Origin of the sequence: Prosthecobacter sp., assembly GCF_029946185.1 — a bacterium.
Taxonomy (GTDB): domain Bacteria; phylum Verrucomicrobiota; class Verrucomicrobiia; order Verrucomicrobiales; family Verrucomicrobiaceae; genus Prosthecobacter.
Map to the genome: position 1 here is coordinate 1 of NZ_JAQSEA010000123.1, position 16,187 is coordinate 16,187.

General features: G+C 60.7%; 16 protein-coding genes. 14 read left to right on the forward strand and 2 right to left on the reverse strand.

Annotated elements, in window-relative coordinates:
- Nucleotides 1-2,693: DUF1553 domain-containing protein (locus PSV43_RS09930; RefSeq protein WP_300196296.1), on the forward strand; the 2,693-nt coding region annotated here is incomplete at its 5' end.
- A 14-nt stretch (nucleotides 2,694-2,707) separates the two neighbouring features.
- Here PSV43_RS09930 and hemB read toward each other — a convergent pair.
- Nucleotides 2,708-3,682 (reverse strand): porphobilinogen synthase, encoded by a 975-nt coding sequence (hemB, locus tag PSV43_RS09935; RefSeq protein WP_300196298.1) that lies wholly within the window; start codon nucleotides 3,680-3,682, stop codon nucleotides 2,708-2,710.
- A gap of 192 nt (nucleotides 3,683-3,874) precedes the next feature.
- On the opposite strand from hemB, the gene PSV43_RS09940 reads away from it, so the two are divergent.
- Complete coding sequence (locus tag PSV43_RS09940; protein ID WP_300196300.1) at nucleotides 3,875-4,423, forward strand: Rrf2 family transcriptional regulator; 549 nt, start codon at nucleotides 3,875-3,877, stop codon at nucleotides 4,421-4,423.
- A gap of 118 nt (nucleotides 4,424-4,541) precedes the next feature.
- Here the strand turns inward: PSV43_RS09940 and PSV43_RS09945 are convergent, their stop codons facing one another.
- A complete protein-coding gene (locus PSV43_RS09945; RefSeq protein WP_300196302.1) occupies nucleotides 4,542-4,952 on the reverse strand; it encodes a hypothetical protein in 411 nt (136 codons plus the stop codon).
- Between the two features lie 288 nt (nucleotides 4,953-5,240).
- On the opposite strand from PSV43_RS09945, the gene zigA reads away from it, so the two are divergent.
- The 12 genes from zigA to PSV43_RS10005 all read left to right on the forward strand — a co-directional run bounded on the left by zigA (nucleotide 5,241) and on the right by PSV43_RS10005 (nucleotide 16,187).
- A complete protein-coding gene (gene zigA, locus PSV43_RS09950) occupies nucleotides 5,241-6,461 on the forward strand; it encodes a zinc metallochaperone GTPase ZigA (protein ID WP_300196304.1) in 1,221 nt (406 codons plus the stop codon).
- Complete coding sequence (locus PSV43_RS09955; protein WP_300196306.1) at nucleotides 6,451-7,620, forward strand: NAD(P)/FAD-dependent oxidoreductase; 1,170 nt, start codon at nucleotides 6,451-6,453, stop codon at nucleotides 7,618-7,620. Before zigA ends, PSV43_RS09955 begins: the two co-directional genes overlap by 11 nt.
- The gene (locus PSV43_RS09960; RefSeq protein ID WP_300196308.1) at nucleotides 7,607-8,215 is read left to right on the forward strand and encodes a hypothetical protein; all 609 of its coding nucleotides are present in this window, start codon (nucleotides 7,607-7,609) and stop codon (nucleotides 8,213-8,215) included. The genes PSV43_RS09955 and PSV43_RS09960 overlap by 14 nt, the downstream gene beginning before the upstream one ends.
- A gap of 17 nt (nucleotides 8,216-8,232) precedes the next feature.
- Entirely contained in the window at nucleotides 8,233-8,727 is a 495-nt protein-coding gene (locus tag PSV43_RS09965) for a transcriptional repressor (protein WP_300196310.1), read from the forward strand.
- A gap of 72 nt (nucleotides 8,728-8,799) precedes the next feature.
- Nucleotides 8,800-9,030 carry a hypothetical protein gene (locus tag PSV43_RS09970; RefSeq protein WP_300196312.1) on the forward strand — a complete coding sequence of 77 codons (231 nt, stop codon included), beginning with the start codon at nucleotides 8,800-8,802 and terminating at the stop codon, nucleotides 9,028-9,030.
- Between the two features lie 104 nt (nucleotides 9,031-9,134).
- Nucleotides 9,135-9,923, forward strand: coding sequence for a prepilin-type N-terminal cleavage/methylation domain-containing protein (locus PSV43_RS09975; protein WP_300196314.1), 789 nt, complete (start codon nucleotides 9,135-9,137; stop codon nucleotides 9,921-9,923).
- A 107-nt stretch (nucleotides 9,924-10,030) separates the two neighbouring features.
- A complete protein-coding gene (locus PSV43_RS09980; protein WP_300196316.1) occupies nucleotides 10,031-10,609 on the forward strand; it encodes a type II secretion system protein GspG in 579 nt (192 codons plus the stop codon).
- Nucleotides 10,606-11,592 carry a prepilin-type N-terminal cleavage/methylation domain-containing protein gene (locus PSV43_RS09985; protein WP_300196318.1) on the forward strand — a complete coding sequence of 329 codons (987 nt, stop codon included), beginning with the start codon at nucleotides 10,606-10,608 and terminating at the stop codon, nucleotides 11,590-11,592. Before PSV43_RS09980 ends, PSV43_RS09985 begins: the two co-directional genes overlap by 4 nt.
- A complete protein-coding gene (locus PSV43_RS09990) occupies nucleotides 11,589-12,932 on the forward strand; it encodes a hypothetical protein (RefSeq protein WP_300196319.1) in 1,344 nt (447 codons plus the stop codon). Before PSV43_RS09985 ends, PSV43_RS09990 begins: the two co-directional genes overlap by 4 nt.
- A complete protein-coding gene (locus PSV43_RS09995; protein WP_300196321.1) occupies nucleotides 12,929-13,522 on the forward strand; it encodes a hypothetical protein in 594 nt (197 codons plus the stop codon). Before PSV43_RS09990 ends, PSV43_RS09995 begins: the two co-directional genes overlap by 4 nt.
- Nucleotides 13,522-14,667, forward strand: coding sequence for a PilT/PilU family type 4a pilus ATPase (locus PSV43_RS10000; RefSeq protein ID WP_300196323.1), 1,146 nt, complete (start codon nucleotides 13,522-13,524; stop codon nucleotides 14,665-14,667). Before PSV43_RS09995 ends, PSV43_RS10000 begins: the two co-directional genes overlap by 1 nt.
- Complete coding sequence (locus PSV43_RS10005; RefSeq protein WP_300196324.1) at nucleotides 14,664-16,187, forward strand: GspE/PulE family protein; 1,524 nt, start codon at nucleotides 14,664-14,666, stop codon at nucleotides 16,185-16,187. The genes PSV43_RS10000 and PSV43_RS10005 overlap by 4 nt, the downstream gene beginning before the upstream one ends.

The window sequence follows — 16,187 nt, forward strand, 5'->3', positions numbered from 1 at the left end:
GTCTCGACTCCCGTGATGGATGGCAGACCGGCGGTGACTCCGGCCCTGCGCTGGTTCCCGGCAAAATCGCCGAGAGCAAGCTCTGGCACGCCGTCAGCTATGCGGACCGCGATTTAAAAATGCCGCCCAAGCGCAAGCTGAAGGAGAGCGAAGTCGCCGACCTCAAGCTCTGGATCGAATCCGGCGCTCCCGATCCGCGCGATGAAGTCGCCAGCACGGAGGGCAAAGCCAAATCCGCACGTGCGGATGACAGCTTCTGGTCCTTCCAGCCGCCGCAGTCCACGCCGCCGCCCCAGGTGAAAAACACCGCCTGGCCCGCGAATGACATTGATCGCTTCATCCTCGCCAAGCTGGAGGAAAACAACCTCACACCAGCGCCAGATGCCAGCCCTGCCATCTTGCAGCGCAGACTTGCCTTTGATCTCACGGGACTGCCGCCGGATCGGATCGCTCTGTCGGATATGACTTATGAGAAGCGTGTGGATGAACTCCTCGCCTCCAGCGCCTTTGCCGAACGCTTTGCCTCGCACTGGCTGGACATCACCCGCTTTGCTGAATCCTCTGGCGGGGGGCGTTCCCTGCCCTTCAAAGACGCATGGCGTTTCCGTGACTACGTCATCGAATCCATTCGCGACAATGTGCCGGTGGATCGCATGATCACCGAACATCTGGCGGGCGATCTGCTTCCAGCCGCAGACGCCGCCGCACGCCGCCGTCAGGTCACGGCCACCGGCTTCCTCGCTCTGGGCCCCACCAACTACGAGGAGCAGGACAAAGGCATGCTGCGCATGGACATCGTCGATGAACAACTCGACACGATGGGCCGCGCTTTCCTCGGTCTCACCATTGGTTGCGCGCGCTGTCACGATCACAAGTTTGATCCCATCTCCGCCCGCGACTACTACGCACTGGCGGGCATTCTGCGCAGCACCAAGACGCTGAGAAATTACACCGACAACGTCGCGCATTGGATCGATACACCGCTGCCGCTCGATGGCGCTGCCGAGACCGCTTTGCAAAAGCACGAGCAGCAGGCGAATGCGCTCAAAGAGCAAATCGCCACGCTCAACAACAGCCTGCGAGATGCCGGCAGCGCCGATCTGAGAGCACGCAAAAACATCGTCTTGAGCGATCTTCCCGGCATCGTCGTCGATGACAGCGCCGCGCAGAAGGTAGGCCTGTGGAAGCAGTCCACCAGCTTCGCCCCTTACATCGGCAGCGGCTACATCAGTGACAAAAACGAAGGCAAAGGCGAGAAGACCGTCACCTTCACGCCCAAGATTCCCAAGACCGGCCGCTACGAGGTGCGCGTGGCCTTCAATGCCGGGCCCGACCGCGCTGCTAGCGCCACCGTCACCATCCTGCATGCGGACGGCGAGGAATTGAAAGCTATCAAGATGACCACGGACTCCCTCAAGGGTCTGCAGTTTGCCACCCTCGGCACGTATCGCTTTGAAGCCAACGGCCAGGGCTTCGTCCTCATCTCCAATGCCAACTCGCAGGGCTACGTGACAGTCGATGCTGTGCAGTTTCTGCCTGCGGATGAAGCCACCCCGAGCCAGCCGGTGGCCAAAAAGGAATCCCCCACCGCGATCAAGCTCAAACAGCGGCTCGCTGCCCTGGAGAAAGAACTCAAAGCTCTGCAAAAGGACCAGCCCGACCGCCCCGAGGCCATGTCCGTGGCGGACGACAGCCTGCCGGAAGACGCCAAGATTCACATTCGCGGCAGCACGCGCAATCTGGGTGCCAGCGTGCCGCGTGGGTTCATCCAGGCGGCGCTGCATGGCGGTGCTCCGGATGTCCCTGCCGAAGCCAGCGGCCGGCTGCAACTCGCGCAATGGATCACCTCACGCGCCAATCCGCTGACGGCGCGCATCATGGTGAATCGGGTCTGGCACTGGATCTATGGCGCTGGGATCGTCCGCACTACGGACAACTTCGGCTCCACCGGCGAAGCGCCGAGCCACCCTAAACTGCTTGACCATCTCGCCATCAAGTTCATCGAAGACGGCTGGAGCCTGAAGCATCTCGTCAAACAGATGGTCATGAGCCAGACGTATCGCATGGCTTCCACGAATGAAGCCTCAGCCGCCCAGCATGCGCTGGATCCCGACAACCGCCTGCTGAGCCACATGAACCGCAAGCGCCTGGATGCCGAGTGCATGCGCGACGCCATGCTCACCGCCGCAGGCACCCTGGATCGTGAATTCGGCGGCCCCGGTGTCAGCGATGTCAAAGCGGTCGATGCGAACGATCAGAAGATTCAGAACATCGAGTACGGCTACCAGTTCCTCGACACCCGCCGCAGCCTTTACACCGCTGCCTTTCGCAATGTGCGCCACCCGCTGTTTGAAGTCTTCGATTTCGCGGACATCAACCAGCCCATCGCGCAGCGCACCACCAGCACCGTCGCCACGCAGGCACTCTTTCTGATGAACTCCCCCAAAGTCATCGAACAGGCGCGCAATGCCGCAGATGTCGTGCTCAAGTCATCGACCGAAAACGATAAGCGCATCGATTGCGCCTTTCAAAACTCCTTGCAGCGCGAACCCACCGCGAAGGAGCAGGTACAAGTCCGCGACTTCCTGGAATCCAGCCTTTCCGGCAACGCCACCGCAGATGACGTGCGCGACCTCTGGGCTCGCTTCATCCAGACGCTGTGGTCCACGCCGGAGTTCCGGTTCTTGGATTAACATTAGAGAAATCTTCAGCGCCACGCCGCTGACCACTGCTTGGCGAAATAGGTCAGAATCATGTCCGCGCCTGCACGGCGGATGCCGATGAGGGATTCGTGCACGATCTTGGTTTCGTCGATCCAGCCACCTGCGGCACCGGCTTTGATCATCAAATACTCACCGCTGACCTGATAGGCGGCAATGGGCAGCGTGGTGGCGCCGCGCAGTTTAGCGATGATGTCGAGATACGGCCCTGCAGGCTTCACCATGAGGATGTCGGCGCCTTCAGCTTCATCGAGCGCGGCTTCGCGCAGGGCCTCACGCGCATTGGCGGGATCCATCTGGTAGGTTTTCTTGTCCCCTGCCTTCGGCGCGGAGTCCAGCGCGCCGCGAAACGGGCCGTAGTAGGCGCTAGCGTATTTGGCGGTGTAGCTCATGATCGAGACGGATTGAAACCCCGCGCCATCCAGCGCAGCACGCAGTGCGGCCACGCGTCCGTCCATCATGTCGCTCGGGGAAACGATGTCCGCACCGGCACGCGCATGGCAGAGGGCCTGCTGGCAGAGCACGGCCACGGTTTCATCATTCAAGATGCGGCCATCATCGGTCACGAGTCCGTCGTGGCCGTCGCTGTTGTAGGGATCGAGCGCCACATCGGTGATCACCGTCAGCGTGGGGTGCGCGCTTTTGAGCGCACGGATTGCACGGGGCACCAAGCCATCATCCGCATGGCAGGCCTCGGCTCCGCGGGTTTTCAGTTCATCCGGAATGCGCGGAAACAACACGACCGCCGGAACACCGAGCGCGTGCGCGGCGCCTGCCTCCTGCACCAGACCGTCGAGGCTCCAGCGCGTGCAACCCGGCATCGACTCAATCGGCGTGTTCGTGGTTCCTTCTTGCAGGAAGAGCGGATAAATCAAATGACCCGGCGTCAGTTCCGTCTCGCGAACAAGATCGCGGACAGCAGGAGACTGGCGGTTGCGGCGGGGGCGGATTGGAAGGTTCATCTGCCTTGAATATAGGCGGCAAGGCAAGCCAAGGGCAAATGCCGAATCAGGCCATCGCAGGCAAAACATTAACCGCAGAAAATGCGAATACGCGTGTTTTGGGATACTCCCGCATGAGACGATCTTGCCGTAGTGGGGTGAAATAGATTATTCCTACTTGCCCGGTGGGCGTAGTCATTTCATTATCATTCCATGCGACTGACCAAACGCGGAGAATATGCATTGCGCACCATGATACGCCTGGGCATTGCCGAGCACCAGAAGGAAGGCGTGATCTCGGTCTCCAGTCTGGCGGAGCAGGAGCACCTGCCCTTCAAGTTTCTTGAGGCCATTCTCTTTGAATTGCGCACCGCAGGCTATGTGGAAAGCATGCGTGGCAAGTATGGTGGCACCCGACTCGCGAAGCCGATGAAGTCGATCAAAATGGGCGAAATCGTACGCTTGATCGACGGCAAACTGGCACCCATCGGTTGCGCCAGCGAGACGGAGTATGAGAAGTGCACCTGCCCGGATGAAACTCACTGTGGTTTGCGCATGCTCATGATCGATGTCCGCAACGCCATCGCCAACATCCTGGACCGTTACACCTTGGAAAATGTGGTGGAGGTCACCCTCCGCAAGCAGCAGCAGTGCGCCGCGACAGCCACCAAAAAGACCACCGCGAAAAAGACCGCCGTAACGCGCCACGCCAATCCGTCGGATGGTTTCCTGGCCGTGCTGCTGGACTCCGTGGCGCAATAAATATTTCACGAGCTTTGGCTCGCTCTGGAATCGCCAGGCCCTCACGGAGTGCGCTGACGCTCATGCACATTCGGCCCTGAGTTGAAGGCCTTGGGGACGCCCTGCCCTCCTCACTGATTTACACCGGGGACAGCATCCCCTGCCCGCTCACTCGCCGGTGATCCTTACCTCGTAATAGCCGTAGGTTCGCTGAAGTTTTGAGCGGAGGATGCCGGACTTGTAGAAGATCGGCGGGCCGCTTTTTCGCGTATGCGGCTCGTAGATTCATGCTTAGCACAAGCCTGCCGTCCTTCGCCAAGGCGTTCTTTTTATCCCAAGTCCACGGACACCAGCTTCCCACATTGGCGGTCCACTTCTGCGGGTCGGCTTCCATCCCGTCAAACTCATCGGAGAACGCGGGTTTCGCCACCCACTGGCCAGTTTGGCCCACCGGGTTGGTGCCTTTGGATTGAGCAGGTTCCGCAGCATTGGCATTCAGCGTCCCGATCAACGGTTTGGCGAGGAGTAACAGGCGTTTAGTTTTCGTCATCTCAGCCTGCAGTCCACGATGCATCGCGACATCTATCGTGGGGGTCTAGGCTACCCAAGTCGTCGCGGGGAGCGCCAGCGGCGGGGAGCTTTGGTCAGGGCATCCATGGAGAGGGCAAGACCCCAGTCATTAGCAGCTGCTTTTTCGTATATGCAAATAAGTTGCATTTTAAGCACTGTGAATATATTGCAACTTTGTTGCATGTGAGCGGCCCCACCAATGATCTCACTGACCACTCAGGGATCGCCTCTTCATCTCGCCTTTCTTCATCCCAATTCACCCAAACTCATGCTTAAACCCAAACTTCCAGTCACTGTGCTCTCCGGCTTTCTCGGCGCGGGCAAAACCACTTTGCTCAATCACATTCTACGCAACCGTGAGGGGCGCAAAGTGGCTGTGATCGTCAACGATATGAGCGAGGTCAATGTCGATGCGCTGCTGGTCCAATCAGGCGATGCACACCTCTCGCGCACCGAGGAAAAAATGGTGGAGATGAGCAACGGCTGCATCTGCTGCACGCTGCGTGAGGACTTGCTGCTGGAGGTCTCCAAGATGGCGCGTGAGGGACGCTTTGACCACCTTGTCATCGAGTCCACCGGAGTCTCCGAGCCGATGCCGGTGGCGGAGACCTTTACCTTCAAAGATGAGACCGGGCACTCCCTCTCCGACATCGCCCAGCTCGACACCATGGTGACGGTGGTGGATGCGCGGAACTTCCTGAATGACTACTACAGCACCCATGATTTGCAGGATCGCAATCAGGGCGTGGGTGAGCAAGACGGGCGCACCATTGCGGATCTGCTCACCGACCAGATCGAGTTTGCCAACGTCATTCTCATCAACAAGACCGATGCCGTGACGGCGGAGGAACTGAAGGAGGTGCGCGGCATCATTCAGGTCCTCAATCCGAAAGCGCGGGTGCATGAGACCGTGAAGTCTGAGGTGCCGCTCAGCACTGTGATGGGCACGGGTTTGTATGAACTCAGCGAGGCGGAGCAAAGCCATGGCTGGCTCGACTCCCTGCAAGGGCACACGCCGGAGACTGAGGAGTACGGCATCAGCAGTTTTGTCTTTCGCTCACACCGCCCGCTGCACCCGGAACGCTTTTCGGCGTTTGTTCATGGCACCTGGCCGGGGGTTATTCGTGCCAAGGGGATGTTTTGGCTCGCCACACGCATGGAGCTTGCAGGCTTCCTCAGTCAGGCGGGCGTGATGCGCTCGACGAAAGCCCTCGGCTTCTTCTGGAGCGCGGTGTCTCAAGCGGAATGGCCGGAGGATGCTGAATCTATCGCCGAGATCGAAGGGAACTGCCGTGAGCCTTATGGCGACCGGCGAAATGAGATTGTCGTCATCGGTCAGGACATGGATCGTGAAGCCCTGCTGGCGGAGTTCCAGGCCTGCCTGCTTACTCCGAAGGAGATGAAGGGCGGGCCTGAGGCATGGGCTAGGCTGCCTGATCCTTTCCCCGCCTGGACACCCATCGAACCCGAACACGATCATGCGCACTGATCCCACTGTGTTGATTGTAGGTGCCGGCCCGGCAGGCCTCGGCTGTGCGGTGGCACTGAAGCGCTGTGGCATTGAAAACGTGCTCATCTTGGACAAGAGCGGCGTTGGCGCATCTTTTGAAGCCTGGCCCAAACAGATGCGGATGCTGACGCCGGCATTTCACAGTAATGCCTTCAGCGTGGTGGATCTGAATGCGATCACCCCCGGCACTTCACGGGCGAAACATCTGCATGTACAGCATCCCACAGGGGCGGAGTATGCGCTTTACCTGAAAGCCGTCGCGCATCAATACGGGCTACGGTTCCTTCATGCTGAGGCGCATTCCATCCAGCGCAGCGCGGATGGCTTCGTGGTGGAAAGCTCCAGATGCCTTCTCTCGCCGCGCTTCATCATCTGGGCGGCTGGGGAATTTGGCCGTCCTGAGACGGGTGGCATCGCCGGGGCCGGCCTTTGCCTGCACAGCTCCAAGGTGCATGACTGGTCTGCGTTGCAGGGGGAGAAGTTCACCATCGTCGGCGGCTTTGAGAGCGGCATTGATGCTGCGATCCAGCTTGTCTGGCTGGGCAAGGATGTACACGTGATCTCGCGTGGCGAACCCTGGGCCGTGCAGTCTGCCGATCCCGGCCGCACACTCTCCCCGTTCACGCGTGATCAGCTCAAGCGCTGCATCTGCGATGCACCCGGCAGCCTGCGCTTCTACAAGCATGCTGACATCGCGCGGGTTGCCAAAGTCCACGACGGTTATGAACTCACTACCGTGGATGGCACTCTCTTTCACAGCCCCACGCGACCGATTCTTGCGACGGGCTTCCGCAACAGCATGAAAATGGTGCGCCGGAATTTCGCCTGGAGGGGCGATCAGGCGGTGCTGGATGAGGCCACCGATGAATCCACCCTCACACCCGGCCTGTTTTACTCCGGCCCGTCGCTAGTGCATGGGAATGCAGCGTTTGGTTTCATCTATCAGTTCCGTTCTCGTTTTGGCATCATCGCCCGCACCATCGCGGAGCGCATGGGGCTGGAATGGCAGGAGCCGCTTCGGCTCTGGCGCGAGCGCGGCTTCATGGTCGAGAATCTCAGCTGCACCACGGACTGCAAGCGTGGCGGAACTGCCGAAGCAGAGAACAACCCCCAATTATTCGCGCATGCAGCCGCCTAACATCGCCAACCAACGCGGTCTGCTCAACGACGTGCATCGTGGTCTTGGCCAGCAGATGTTCTTCTGGGGGCGGGATGTGATGACGTCCGGCAATCTGCTGATCGACCATGGCTTTGAGCGCCAGCCTTCGCCGGGACATCAGGGCACAAGCTGCTACCGCAAAGCGTGGCGCGGAGGGCTGATCGAACTGCATGGGCACTGCGCGGGCTGGTATCCGCAGGAGGCGTCCGAGGCCCCAGGCTTCATGTTTGTGCGCACGCGCAGGTGCAGTTATGCGCATGAGCAAAACCAGCCTGTCGACCCCGGCTGTTATGAGACGCACCAGAGCAAGCTGAGCCTTCAGACGCAGATGGATGCCGCGCGCCATTTCACGGCCTGGCTCACCGAATATGAAGAGTGGATCATCCAGCAAGCGGGCCTCACACATCGCAATGAATGCTTCGCGATGTTTCGCAAGCTTGCCGACTCAAAACCCTGGCTGCCGCCGCAGCAGGCCCTGAACTGGTGGCAGCGCTTTGCGGCGAATGACGCACGCCTTGTCCGCGCCCGAAACTTTGCCAGTTGCTCACAGGCAGTCCATGCAGCCCTGCGTTGAAAAGTCTCTGCATCACCATGAACTCCCGCCACCACATCACCATGGCTGACAGCAATGCCGAGCTCAGGGACAAGATTGTGAGCGGCCTGCAAGAGCGGGGAATGCGGCGCACTCCTGCGTTGGTCAATCTGATAGGCGAGATGGTCGCACACACCCAGCCAGCCTCGCTGCATGACTGGTCCAAACGTCCCGGCCTGTCTGAACACGATCCGGCGACGATCTACCGCATCATGATGAAACTGGAGCATGCCAAGGTGGTGAGGCGCGTGAACATCAGCGAGCGCTGCTCATACTTCCAGATCATCTTATCTGACGCTCAGCCGGACTACCTGGTATGCACAGACTGCGGCGACCTCCAAACGGTAGAAACTCCGCCCGAACTGCGCGCCATGGAGGAACGGTTCATCGTCCAAGCCGGTTGGCAGGGTGTTCGGCACGAGCTGGAGTTTTTTGGGCTGTGCCCGCATTGCGCCCAAAAGGATAACGCCCAACAATTTGTTATCGCAAATTAATTGCGTTATTAATCCAGCGCTGTAAATCAGACCTCGGCTCAACCGAACCCAATCAGTCCCTTATCCCCGCGCTTGAACACCCCTCGTGACAATGACTCGAATCCCTCTGCAACTCCCGTTGTCCGGCTCACCGTGGAGCGGGCGGACGGGACTGTCAGCCCGGTACCAGAGGGGGAGTTTCGTTCCGGCGCAGGCAGGCTGCTGTTTGTGCGCCGTGGCAGCCGCATCGAAATTCGCTGCCCTCGCAGCAAGGAACTTTTCCTTATCCATTTCAGCCTTCATTCGTCCACTGGGACGAATTGAGGCAACCAATTTCGGAAGGTGATCATCACCATCTGGAAAAACTCGAGGCCGGAGGTCGCAGAACCCGGAGCCCTTCAACATGAAACAGACCCAAACCAAACATCATGAAGGTATCCAATCATATTCTCGCGACACGCATGGCGCGTCGTTACAACCAGCAAGGCCTGACGCTCATTGAGCTGCTCGTCGTGCTTGTCATTCTGATCGCCCTCGCAGGCATCCTCATCCCGCAGTTGCCGAGTATGCTCGTCCGCACACACGCCGCTGCTGGCTCGACCAACCTCTCCGAGGTGAACAAGCGCATCCAGGAGTTTGAGCAGCTCTACTTCCAGCAACCCTCGCTGCTGGATAATCTAGTTGCTTCGGGTGGGGCTACGTTGGTGGACTATCTTCCAAACGAAGGGGGTGCGGCTGGCGGTGAACTGGTGCCCTTGGCACTTGATGCTGATCAGGCAGCCTCCTTGATCGGAGCAGGTATCAACACGTTCTCGGCTCTTCTTGAAACGGCTCCTGCCAATGCAACATTCGATCCGTATGATGGTGTAGCAACCATTGCTCCGGCTGCCACGGTTTCTGTTGCAAGTGTTACTCAGGCTGCTGTTCAGAGGACTCTTCGTCCAGGTTCGGTTGCAGGTGATGTCTTTGTTGCCTTTGGCGTGGGTCAGCGCAGCGAAATGATCGGGCGTACTATCAGTGAAGCGCCATATCACTTCGGTGAAGGCTCTGGCGACACCCCTGACGCGGTTTATTCCCGCTTCCTTGCTGTTTACAAAGTCGAGGACGCTGCTGGTGCATTGGAACGCGCTGAATTTGTGGGTGTTCTGTCGATCCATCCTGACAGACTTGGAAATGCAACAGATCACGTTAACGAGTTTTTCGAGAATGACCTCTAGTCCCTACGGCATCGCCTGATGCTTCCCAGCGCCCCGCTATTTCGAGGAGCTGCACGCCCCGCCCGGCATGTCCGGGCGGGGTCATTTAAAAGGAGAACGCAGATTCCATGCTCATCAAACACTCTCATCACAGACGCAGCGCGCAGCATCATTTTGCCGCAGCGCTGACGTTGCTGGAACTGCTCATCGTGCTGATGGTGCTCATCGCCGTGGCGGGCATCGTCGTGCCGAATGTCACCTCGACTCGCAACTTTGCGCAGCAAACCGCAACGGAGCAAACTTTGATCAACGTGCGCACGGCCATTTTGGGTGCGGATGGAAAGAAAGGCCTGTGGCATGACCTTGGTGAGCGCGATGAGTACCTGCCGCTGACGATGGCGGATCTCTTCATCACAGATCCCAGCACGTCACCATTGTCATTCAGTCTTCCAGCGAACCTGCAAACTTATGATCCCAACAGCCGCCTAGGCTGGCGGGGCCCTTACTTGATGAATGGCCCTACGGTGCTGGATGGCTGGGGGCATCCGGTCGTCATTCAAACACCGGATGCACATTACATCCGGCTCGTTTCCACAGGCGAGGACGGCGTTCTGGACACTCCGCCCGCCGTGAACTTGCCCCCCATCGCTGACTGTGGCGATGACGTGGTGCTTTTCCTCCGCGTGGCGGACACCCGGACCCCATGAAATTTCAACGCATACGCTTCAATCAAAACGGACTCACCTTGCTGGAGCTGCTCGTCGTGCTGACCATCCTCGTCGTGCTCTCCACCGTGGCCATCACCAGCACCAGCGGCGTGGCCGATCAGGCCCGCTACGAGGCCACGCAGCGCGCGCTGGAAAACATCCGCGAGGCGGTGGTCGGTCCCGCCAATCAGCGTGACGCAGACGGCTCGTTGCTCATCACGGGCTTCGTCGCCGACATGGGGCGGCTGCCACTGGCGACCTCAGAAGCCGTGACCGGTGGCACTATTTTCACTCTCGCAGAGCTGTGGGAAAACGTGAACGGCATGGCCGCCCACGCCGTGCGCCAGGCGTCCGCAGATTATGTGGATGATGATGCCGAAGCGGATGCTGAGGTGTATCTCGCCACCGGCTGGCGCGGCCCGTATCTCCAGCTTCCGCCGGGAAGCACTTCCCTGCGGGATGGCTGGGCGGCGGAACTCGCTAATCCTGATGGCGTGGTGAGCGGCTATCCGAATGCGCTGCTGCGGACTCAGGCAGGCGTGGACATCTCCGCCATCACTGAGCAGATCGGTCAGATGCATTCCTTCGGGGCCAATGCCGCCGAAAATGGAGCAGACACCGGCTATGAGCGTGACTTGAGCGTGATGATTTCCGCTGCTCAAACCGCAGCCACGGAAGCGGTGACCATCGAGGTCCGAAACGCCGACGGCACGCCTGCGACTGCGGTGCCTGCGGATCAAATTATCGTACGTCTCTTTGCTCCTGATCCGGCAACGGGCTTGATCACCGTGACTCGTGAGGAGGCAGACTTCACAGCCAGCACGCTCACCCTTAACTTCTTCCCCACCACACCCGGCCCGCGTGTGCTGCGTGCCTACTATGACACAGGCAATGACGGCAGCATTCAGCGCTCTTCCGTCATCGTGCCAGTCATGCTGCGGCACGGCGGCAACATGCGCACGATCATTCTCACCGTCCCATGAGCCGCACGCTACTGCTTGTCACTCCCAGCTTCATTGCGCGCGGCGACTTCGATGCACAGGGCCGGCTGGCTGCTGTCGCGCAGTCGGTGCCGCATGCGAATGTGACGGACGCGGCCTCGCTCACGCTGGCGGCGCTGGCTTTGCTGAAAGCTGCACCGCGCCGCGTGTGGGTACTGACCACGGCGGCGGTGACGGCGGTGATCGAGACCACGCCGGGCCGGCTGCAAGGACTGGACGAGGGGGAGCTGGCCTCGGCCCTCGCCTATGAGGCGGAGGCACTGACCGGGCTGCCAGCGATGTCCAGCCAGACGAGCGCACGGCATCTGCCATCCGAGCATGCGGGCAGCGAATCATGGTGGGTCACGCAGATCTCCCAGCGGGTGCGGGGGGAGATCGAAAGCGAGATCACCCAGCGAAGGGCGCGGCTGGAGGGCATCGCGCATCCGGGCGGTTTGCTGCCGCAGGGCAGTGGCAGGGAGGGCTTAGAGCTATGGCATGATCTGCTATTCATGCACCGTCCGGCGGGCTTTGACATTCTGCCGGTGGATGAATCTGCCTCTTTGGAGGCATTGATGTCGCGGTTCCCCCCTGCATCCAACCAACAACAGCGCTGGATTTTAACAACGATGCATGCCATGGCGCTGACTGATGTGGAATGCCACAGCCTGCATGATGATACCATGCTGCGTGGCTGGCTGGTGGCGGCCCATCAAATCCTGACCGCGCAAACGCCTGCCGTGCCCGTGCTGCTGCCACCTGTGCAGCCGATGAGCGCGGTGAGCCGTGCGTGGCTGTCCGTGGCGGCGGCGGCGGGTGTGCTTATGCTCTGCGCTGGTCACTGGTGGCTGGCGGAGCAGCGGCTGCAGTCCGCCCAAGCGGAGATCAAAACGCTCACCTTGATCGCCAAGCAGCGCGATGAGCTACAGACGCTTTCCGCCGAGATGGGCAAAGTGCGCGCGGACCTCAATGCCGCGCGCCTGCACCAGGCACAGGCCCTGCGTGGCTTTGGTGCGATGCTTGCCGCCGTGGCAGACCTGCGCCCGGAAGGGCTGCTGGTGCGCGCTTTGAAGGAGCCCGGCAGCGCAAGTCCTGGCGGCAGCAGTTTGCGCCATCACGGCACGGAAGCTGTGATTTCCGGCATCTGCCTCAAGCAGGCGCTTGCCGCAGAATTTTCCAACGCGCTGGGCTCCCAGCTCGCTCCGCATGGCTGGAGCGTGCGGCCTGCGCGCACCACCGCCCGCCTGGTAGGCAACACCCCCGTGTGGGACTTTGAGATTCCGCTGCGGCTCGACGGCGGCAGCAAGACCACCAGCACTGCACAAGCCGCTTCCCAACCATGAAAGCGAAAGCCCGGCCTCCTCTAACCGCACGCGAGCGTGTGCTGCTCCTCATACTGCCCGGCGCGCTGGTGCTGGCGCTATACGCCGTCTTCATCAACAACAGTCATCTCGATACGGTGAACAAAGTCACGCAGCAAAGTGACAAGCTGCTCATCCAGGTCGGAGCCATGAGCGCGAATCCGCAAAAGCTCGCCGCCGATCTCCAACGGGTGAAAACTGAACTGGCGGATCTGAAACACAAGCTGGCCGCTTTCTCCGAGGGCGGCAGCGATGCGGTGCAGCGCTCCGAGGCTGTAGTGATGGTGGGGGCGCTGCTGCGCAAGCATGCCATGGTCGTCGTCGAAGAAGGCCCGTCTGCACGGCAGCTTGCTTCATCCGCCCCCCCGCGCGCAGGCACCAAACAGGCGGCACCTGCCAGCGCCGATGCTGTGTGGCAGGTGCGCTTCCTCGGCACCTGGAGCGGTGTGCAGGCCGCGCTAGAAGCGCTGCCCAAGATCGAAAACTCCGCCTGCCTGCCGCTAAGCCTCAGCATGGCGGAACCTGCAACCCCAACCTCTATGCACGAGTGGACGCTGCGCCTGCGATTGTGATGAGTGCCGCCGCCTTGCACCTCGAATCCCTCCTCGACCGATGTCTCGACATCGGGGCCTCGGACATGCACCTTGCCCATGATGCACCACCCTACTTCCGCGTGCAGGGGATGCTGACGGCTGATGAATCACTCCCCCGCGTGTCGGAAGCACAAATGGAACACTGGGCGCGTGATCTCACCGGCCAGGCCAGCGGCCCTGTGGTGCGTGAGAACGGCAGCTATGATGGCGCATTGACGAGCATGAGCGGCGTGCGTTTCCGCTTCAATATCTACAAGGTGCAGAGCCGCATTCACCTCGCCCTGCGTCGGTTGGACGACCATTTTCGTCCGCTCTCTGAGCTCGGTCTGCCGGAGTCATTGAACAAGCTCTGCCTGCAGCCCTACGGTCTTGTCGTCATCGCCGGCCCCACGGGATCGGGCAAAACGACGACGCTGGCGACACTGCTCGACCACATCAATCAAACACGGCGATGCCATCTCATCACCATCGAAGACCCGGTGGAGTATGTGCATGAGTCCAAGATAGCCCTGGTGAACCAACGCCAACTCGGACTGGACACACCGAGCTTCAATGACGCGCTCGTGGCCTCGATGCGGCAGGACCCCGATGTCATTCTCGTCGGTGAAATTCGCGACCTCACCACCATCCGCACGGCCATCACCGCTGCGGAGACTGGACATCTCGTTTTCACCACGGTTCACGCGGGAGATTGTGTGGGTGCCATCGAACGCATGGTGTCTGTCTTCCCGGCGGGAGAGCAGGATGGCATCCGCCGTCAGCTTGCGCTGGTGCTGCGGGCCGTGGTGGCTCAGCACCTGCTCGTGGCAGATGGCAGCGCGCGCAAACCGAGGAACAATGGCAACGGCGAGGCTGAGATGAAAGGCCGGCGGGTGCTTGCGGCAGAAATCTTGATCGCGAACCAGGCAGTGGCCAATCTCATCGCCACGGGCAAGAGCAATCTCATCTACTCCGCCATGGAATCCGGCATGCAGCAGGGCATGCAGACCATGGAGCACAGCTTGGCCAGCCTGTACCTGCGGGGTGACATCTCCGAGCAGACTGTCAACGCCCTCTCCCGCCAGCCCGCGCAGGTCTTTGAGCGCGCCAGCCGCATGCGCACACGCTCCACTGAATCCGCATGACAACCTCTGCCTCCAGCACCCACTCTTTGCTCGATCTCGATGCCGTGCGCATCGACACGGTGCAGGCTCTGCGCCTGCCTGCGAGCATCGCGCTGCGGCGCAGGCTGCTGCCTTTCGCCGTGCATGAGGGGCATGTATGGCTGGCCAGCCAGCATCATGAGAATGAGGCAGGGCTGCGGACCTTGCAGCGCTACTTTGAGTCCCCTCTGCGCGTGGTGAGAGCGGAGCCGGGATCGCTGAGCCGCGCTTTGGAAAAACTCTACCGCGATACTCCGCTGGCAGGCGCGAGCACGCTCAGCCGCTACACCGAGCGCGGGGCCGCCGCAGCGACAACGGAGAACGCGGATGGGGAGTCGGATGCCACGCAGCTTGCCAATGAAATCCTGCGCGCCGCCATGCTGCGGCAGGCTTCGGACATTCACTTCAACCCTGGTGAAAAAGAACTGCGCATTCGGCTGCGCGTCGATGGCATGCTGGAAGAGGCCTATCGTCTGCCCATGAGCGTGCATGGCGGTCTGCTCAACCGTTTCAAAATCATCGCCGGACTGAACATCGCGGAGCGCCGGGCCTCTCAGGATGGAGCCTTCCGCCATAATGAGGGCGGCGCACGCGGCCTCGTCGTCGATGTACGCGTGGCAACGATTCCCACCCGTCATGGAGAGCGGCTGACCCTGCGCCTGCTCGCGGTGGACAGCAGCCGCTTCAGCCTCAGCGCCCTTGGCATGAGCGCCGCGCATCATGCAATGTTTAGTGACGCCATTGCCAAGCCGCATGGCCTCATCCTGCTGACCGGCCCCACGGGATCAGGCAAGACGACCACGCTCTACGCCGCGCTGCGCGAACTCATCGCCGCCGAGGTGCAGAACATCATCACCATCGAAGACCCCATCGAAAACGAAATACCCGGCCTCGTACAGGTGGAGGTGGACAGCGCGGACAAGGTGAACTTCGCCAGTGCGCTGCGCAGCATGCTGCGCCATGACCCCGATGTGGTGATGATCGGTGAGATACGCGACCGTGAGACTGCTGACATCGCCATCAAGGCCGCGCTCACCGGGCATCTGGTGTTTTCCAGCCTGCATACCAACTCCGCCGCCGGTGCCGTGGTGCGCCTGGCGGAGATGGGAGTGGAGCGTTTTTTGATCGCCTCCACACTGCGCCTCGCAGTGGCACAGCGGCTTGTGCGCAAGTGCTGCGACCACTGCCTGCAGCCGCGTGCGATCCGCATGGATGAAGCCGCACTGCTGGCGCAGCCCGGATTGCAGGGAAAAGAATGCTTTGAACCCTCCGGCTGCCTGTACTGTGCCGGACGTGGTTATACCGGACGCATGGGCTTGTTTGAAATGCTGCCTGTAGATGAGGAATGGTCGCAGACCATTGCCCAAGGTGCTGATGAGGCTGCGCTGACCGAGCGCATGCGCCAGCGCGGCCTCCCGCTGCTCGTCCACGATGCCGCCGAAAAGCTGCGCTCCGGCAGCGTGTCCATGCCTGATGTGCGCAGTGCGGTGACCGTCTGGTAA

Coding starts and splice junctions, on each gene's coding strand:
- hemB (WP_300196298.1), bottom strand. CDS start 3,682: ATGAACCTTCCAATCCGCCCCCGCCGCAACCGCCAGTCTCCTGCTGTC.
- PSV43_RS09940 (WP_300196300.1), top strand. CDS start 3,875: ATGCGACTGACCAAACGCGGAGAATATGCATTGCGCACCATGATACGC.
- PSV43_RS09945 (WP_300196302.1), bottom strand. CDS start 4,952: ATGACGAAAACTAAACGCCTGTTACTCCTCGCCAAACCGTTGATCGGG.
- zigA (WP_300196304.1), top strand. CDS start 5,241: ATGCTTAAACCCAAACTTCCAGTCACTGTGCTCTCCGGCTTTCTCGGC.
- PSV43_RS09955 (WP_300196306.1), top strand. CDS start 6,451: ATGCGCACTGATCCCACTGTGTTGATTGTAGGTGCCGGCCCGGCAGGC.
- PSV43_RS09960 (WP_300196308.1), top strand. CDS start 7,607: ATGCAGCCGCCTAACATCGCCAACCAACGCGGTCTGCTCAACGACGTG.
- PSV43_RS09965 (WP_300196310.1), top strand. CDS start 8,233: ATGAACTCCCGCCACCACATCACCATGGCTGACAGCAATGCCGAGCTC.
- PSV43_RS09975 (WP_300196314.1), top strand. CDS start 9,135: ATGAAGGTATCCAATCATATTCTCGCGACACGCATGGCGCGTCGTTAC.
- PSV43_RS09980 (WP_300196316.1), top strand. CDS start 10,031: ATGCTCATCAAACACTCTCATCACAGACGCAGCGCGCAGCATCATTTT.
- PSV43_RS09985 (WP_300196318.1), top strand. CDS start 10,606: ATGAAATTTCAACGCATACGCTTCAATCAAAACGGACTCACCTTGCTG.
- PSV43_RS09990 (WP_300196319.1), top strand. CDS start 11,589: ATGAGCCGCACGCTACTGCTTGTCACTCCCAGCTTCATTGCGCGCGGC.
- PSV43_RS09995 (WP_300196321.1), top strand. CDS start 12,929: ATGAAAGCGAAAGCCCGGCCTCCTCTAACCGCACGCGAGCGTGTGCTG.
- PSV43_RS10000 (WP_300196323.1), top strand. CDS start 13,522: ATGAGTGCCGCCGCCTTGCACCTCGAATCCCTCCTCGACCGATGTCTC.
- PSV43_RS10005 (WP_300196324.1), top strand. CDS start 14,664: ATGACAACCTCTGCCTCCAGCACCCACTCTTTGCTCGATCTCGATGCC.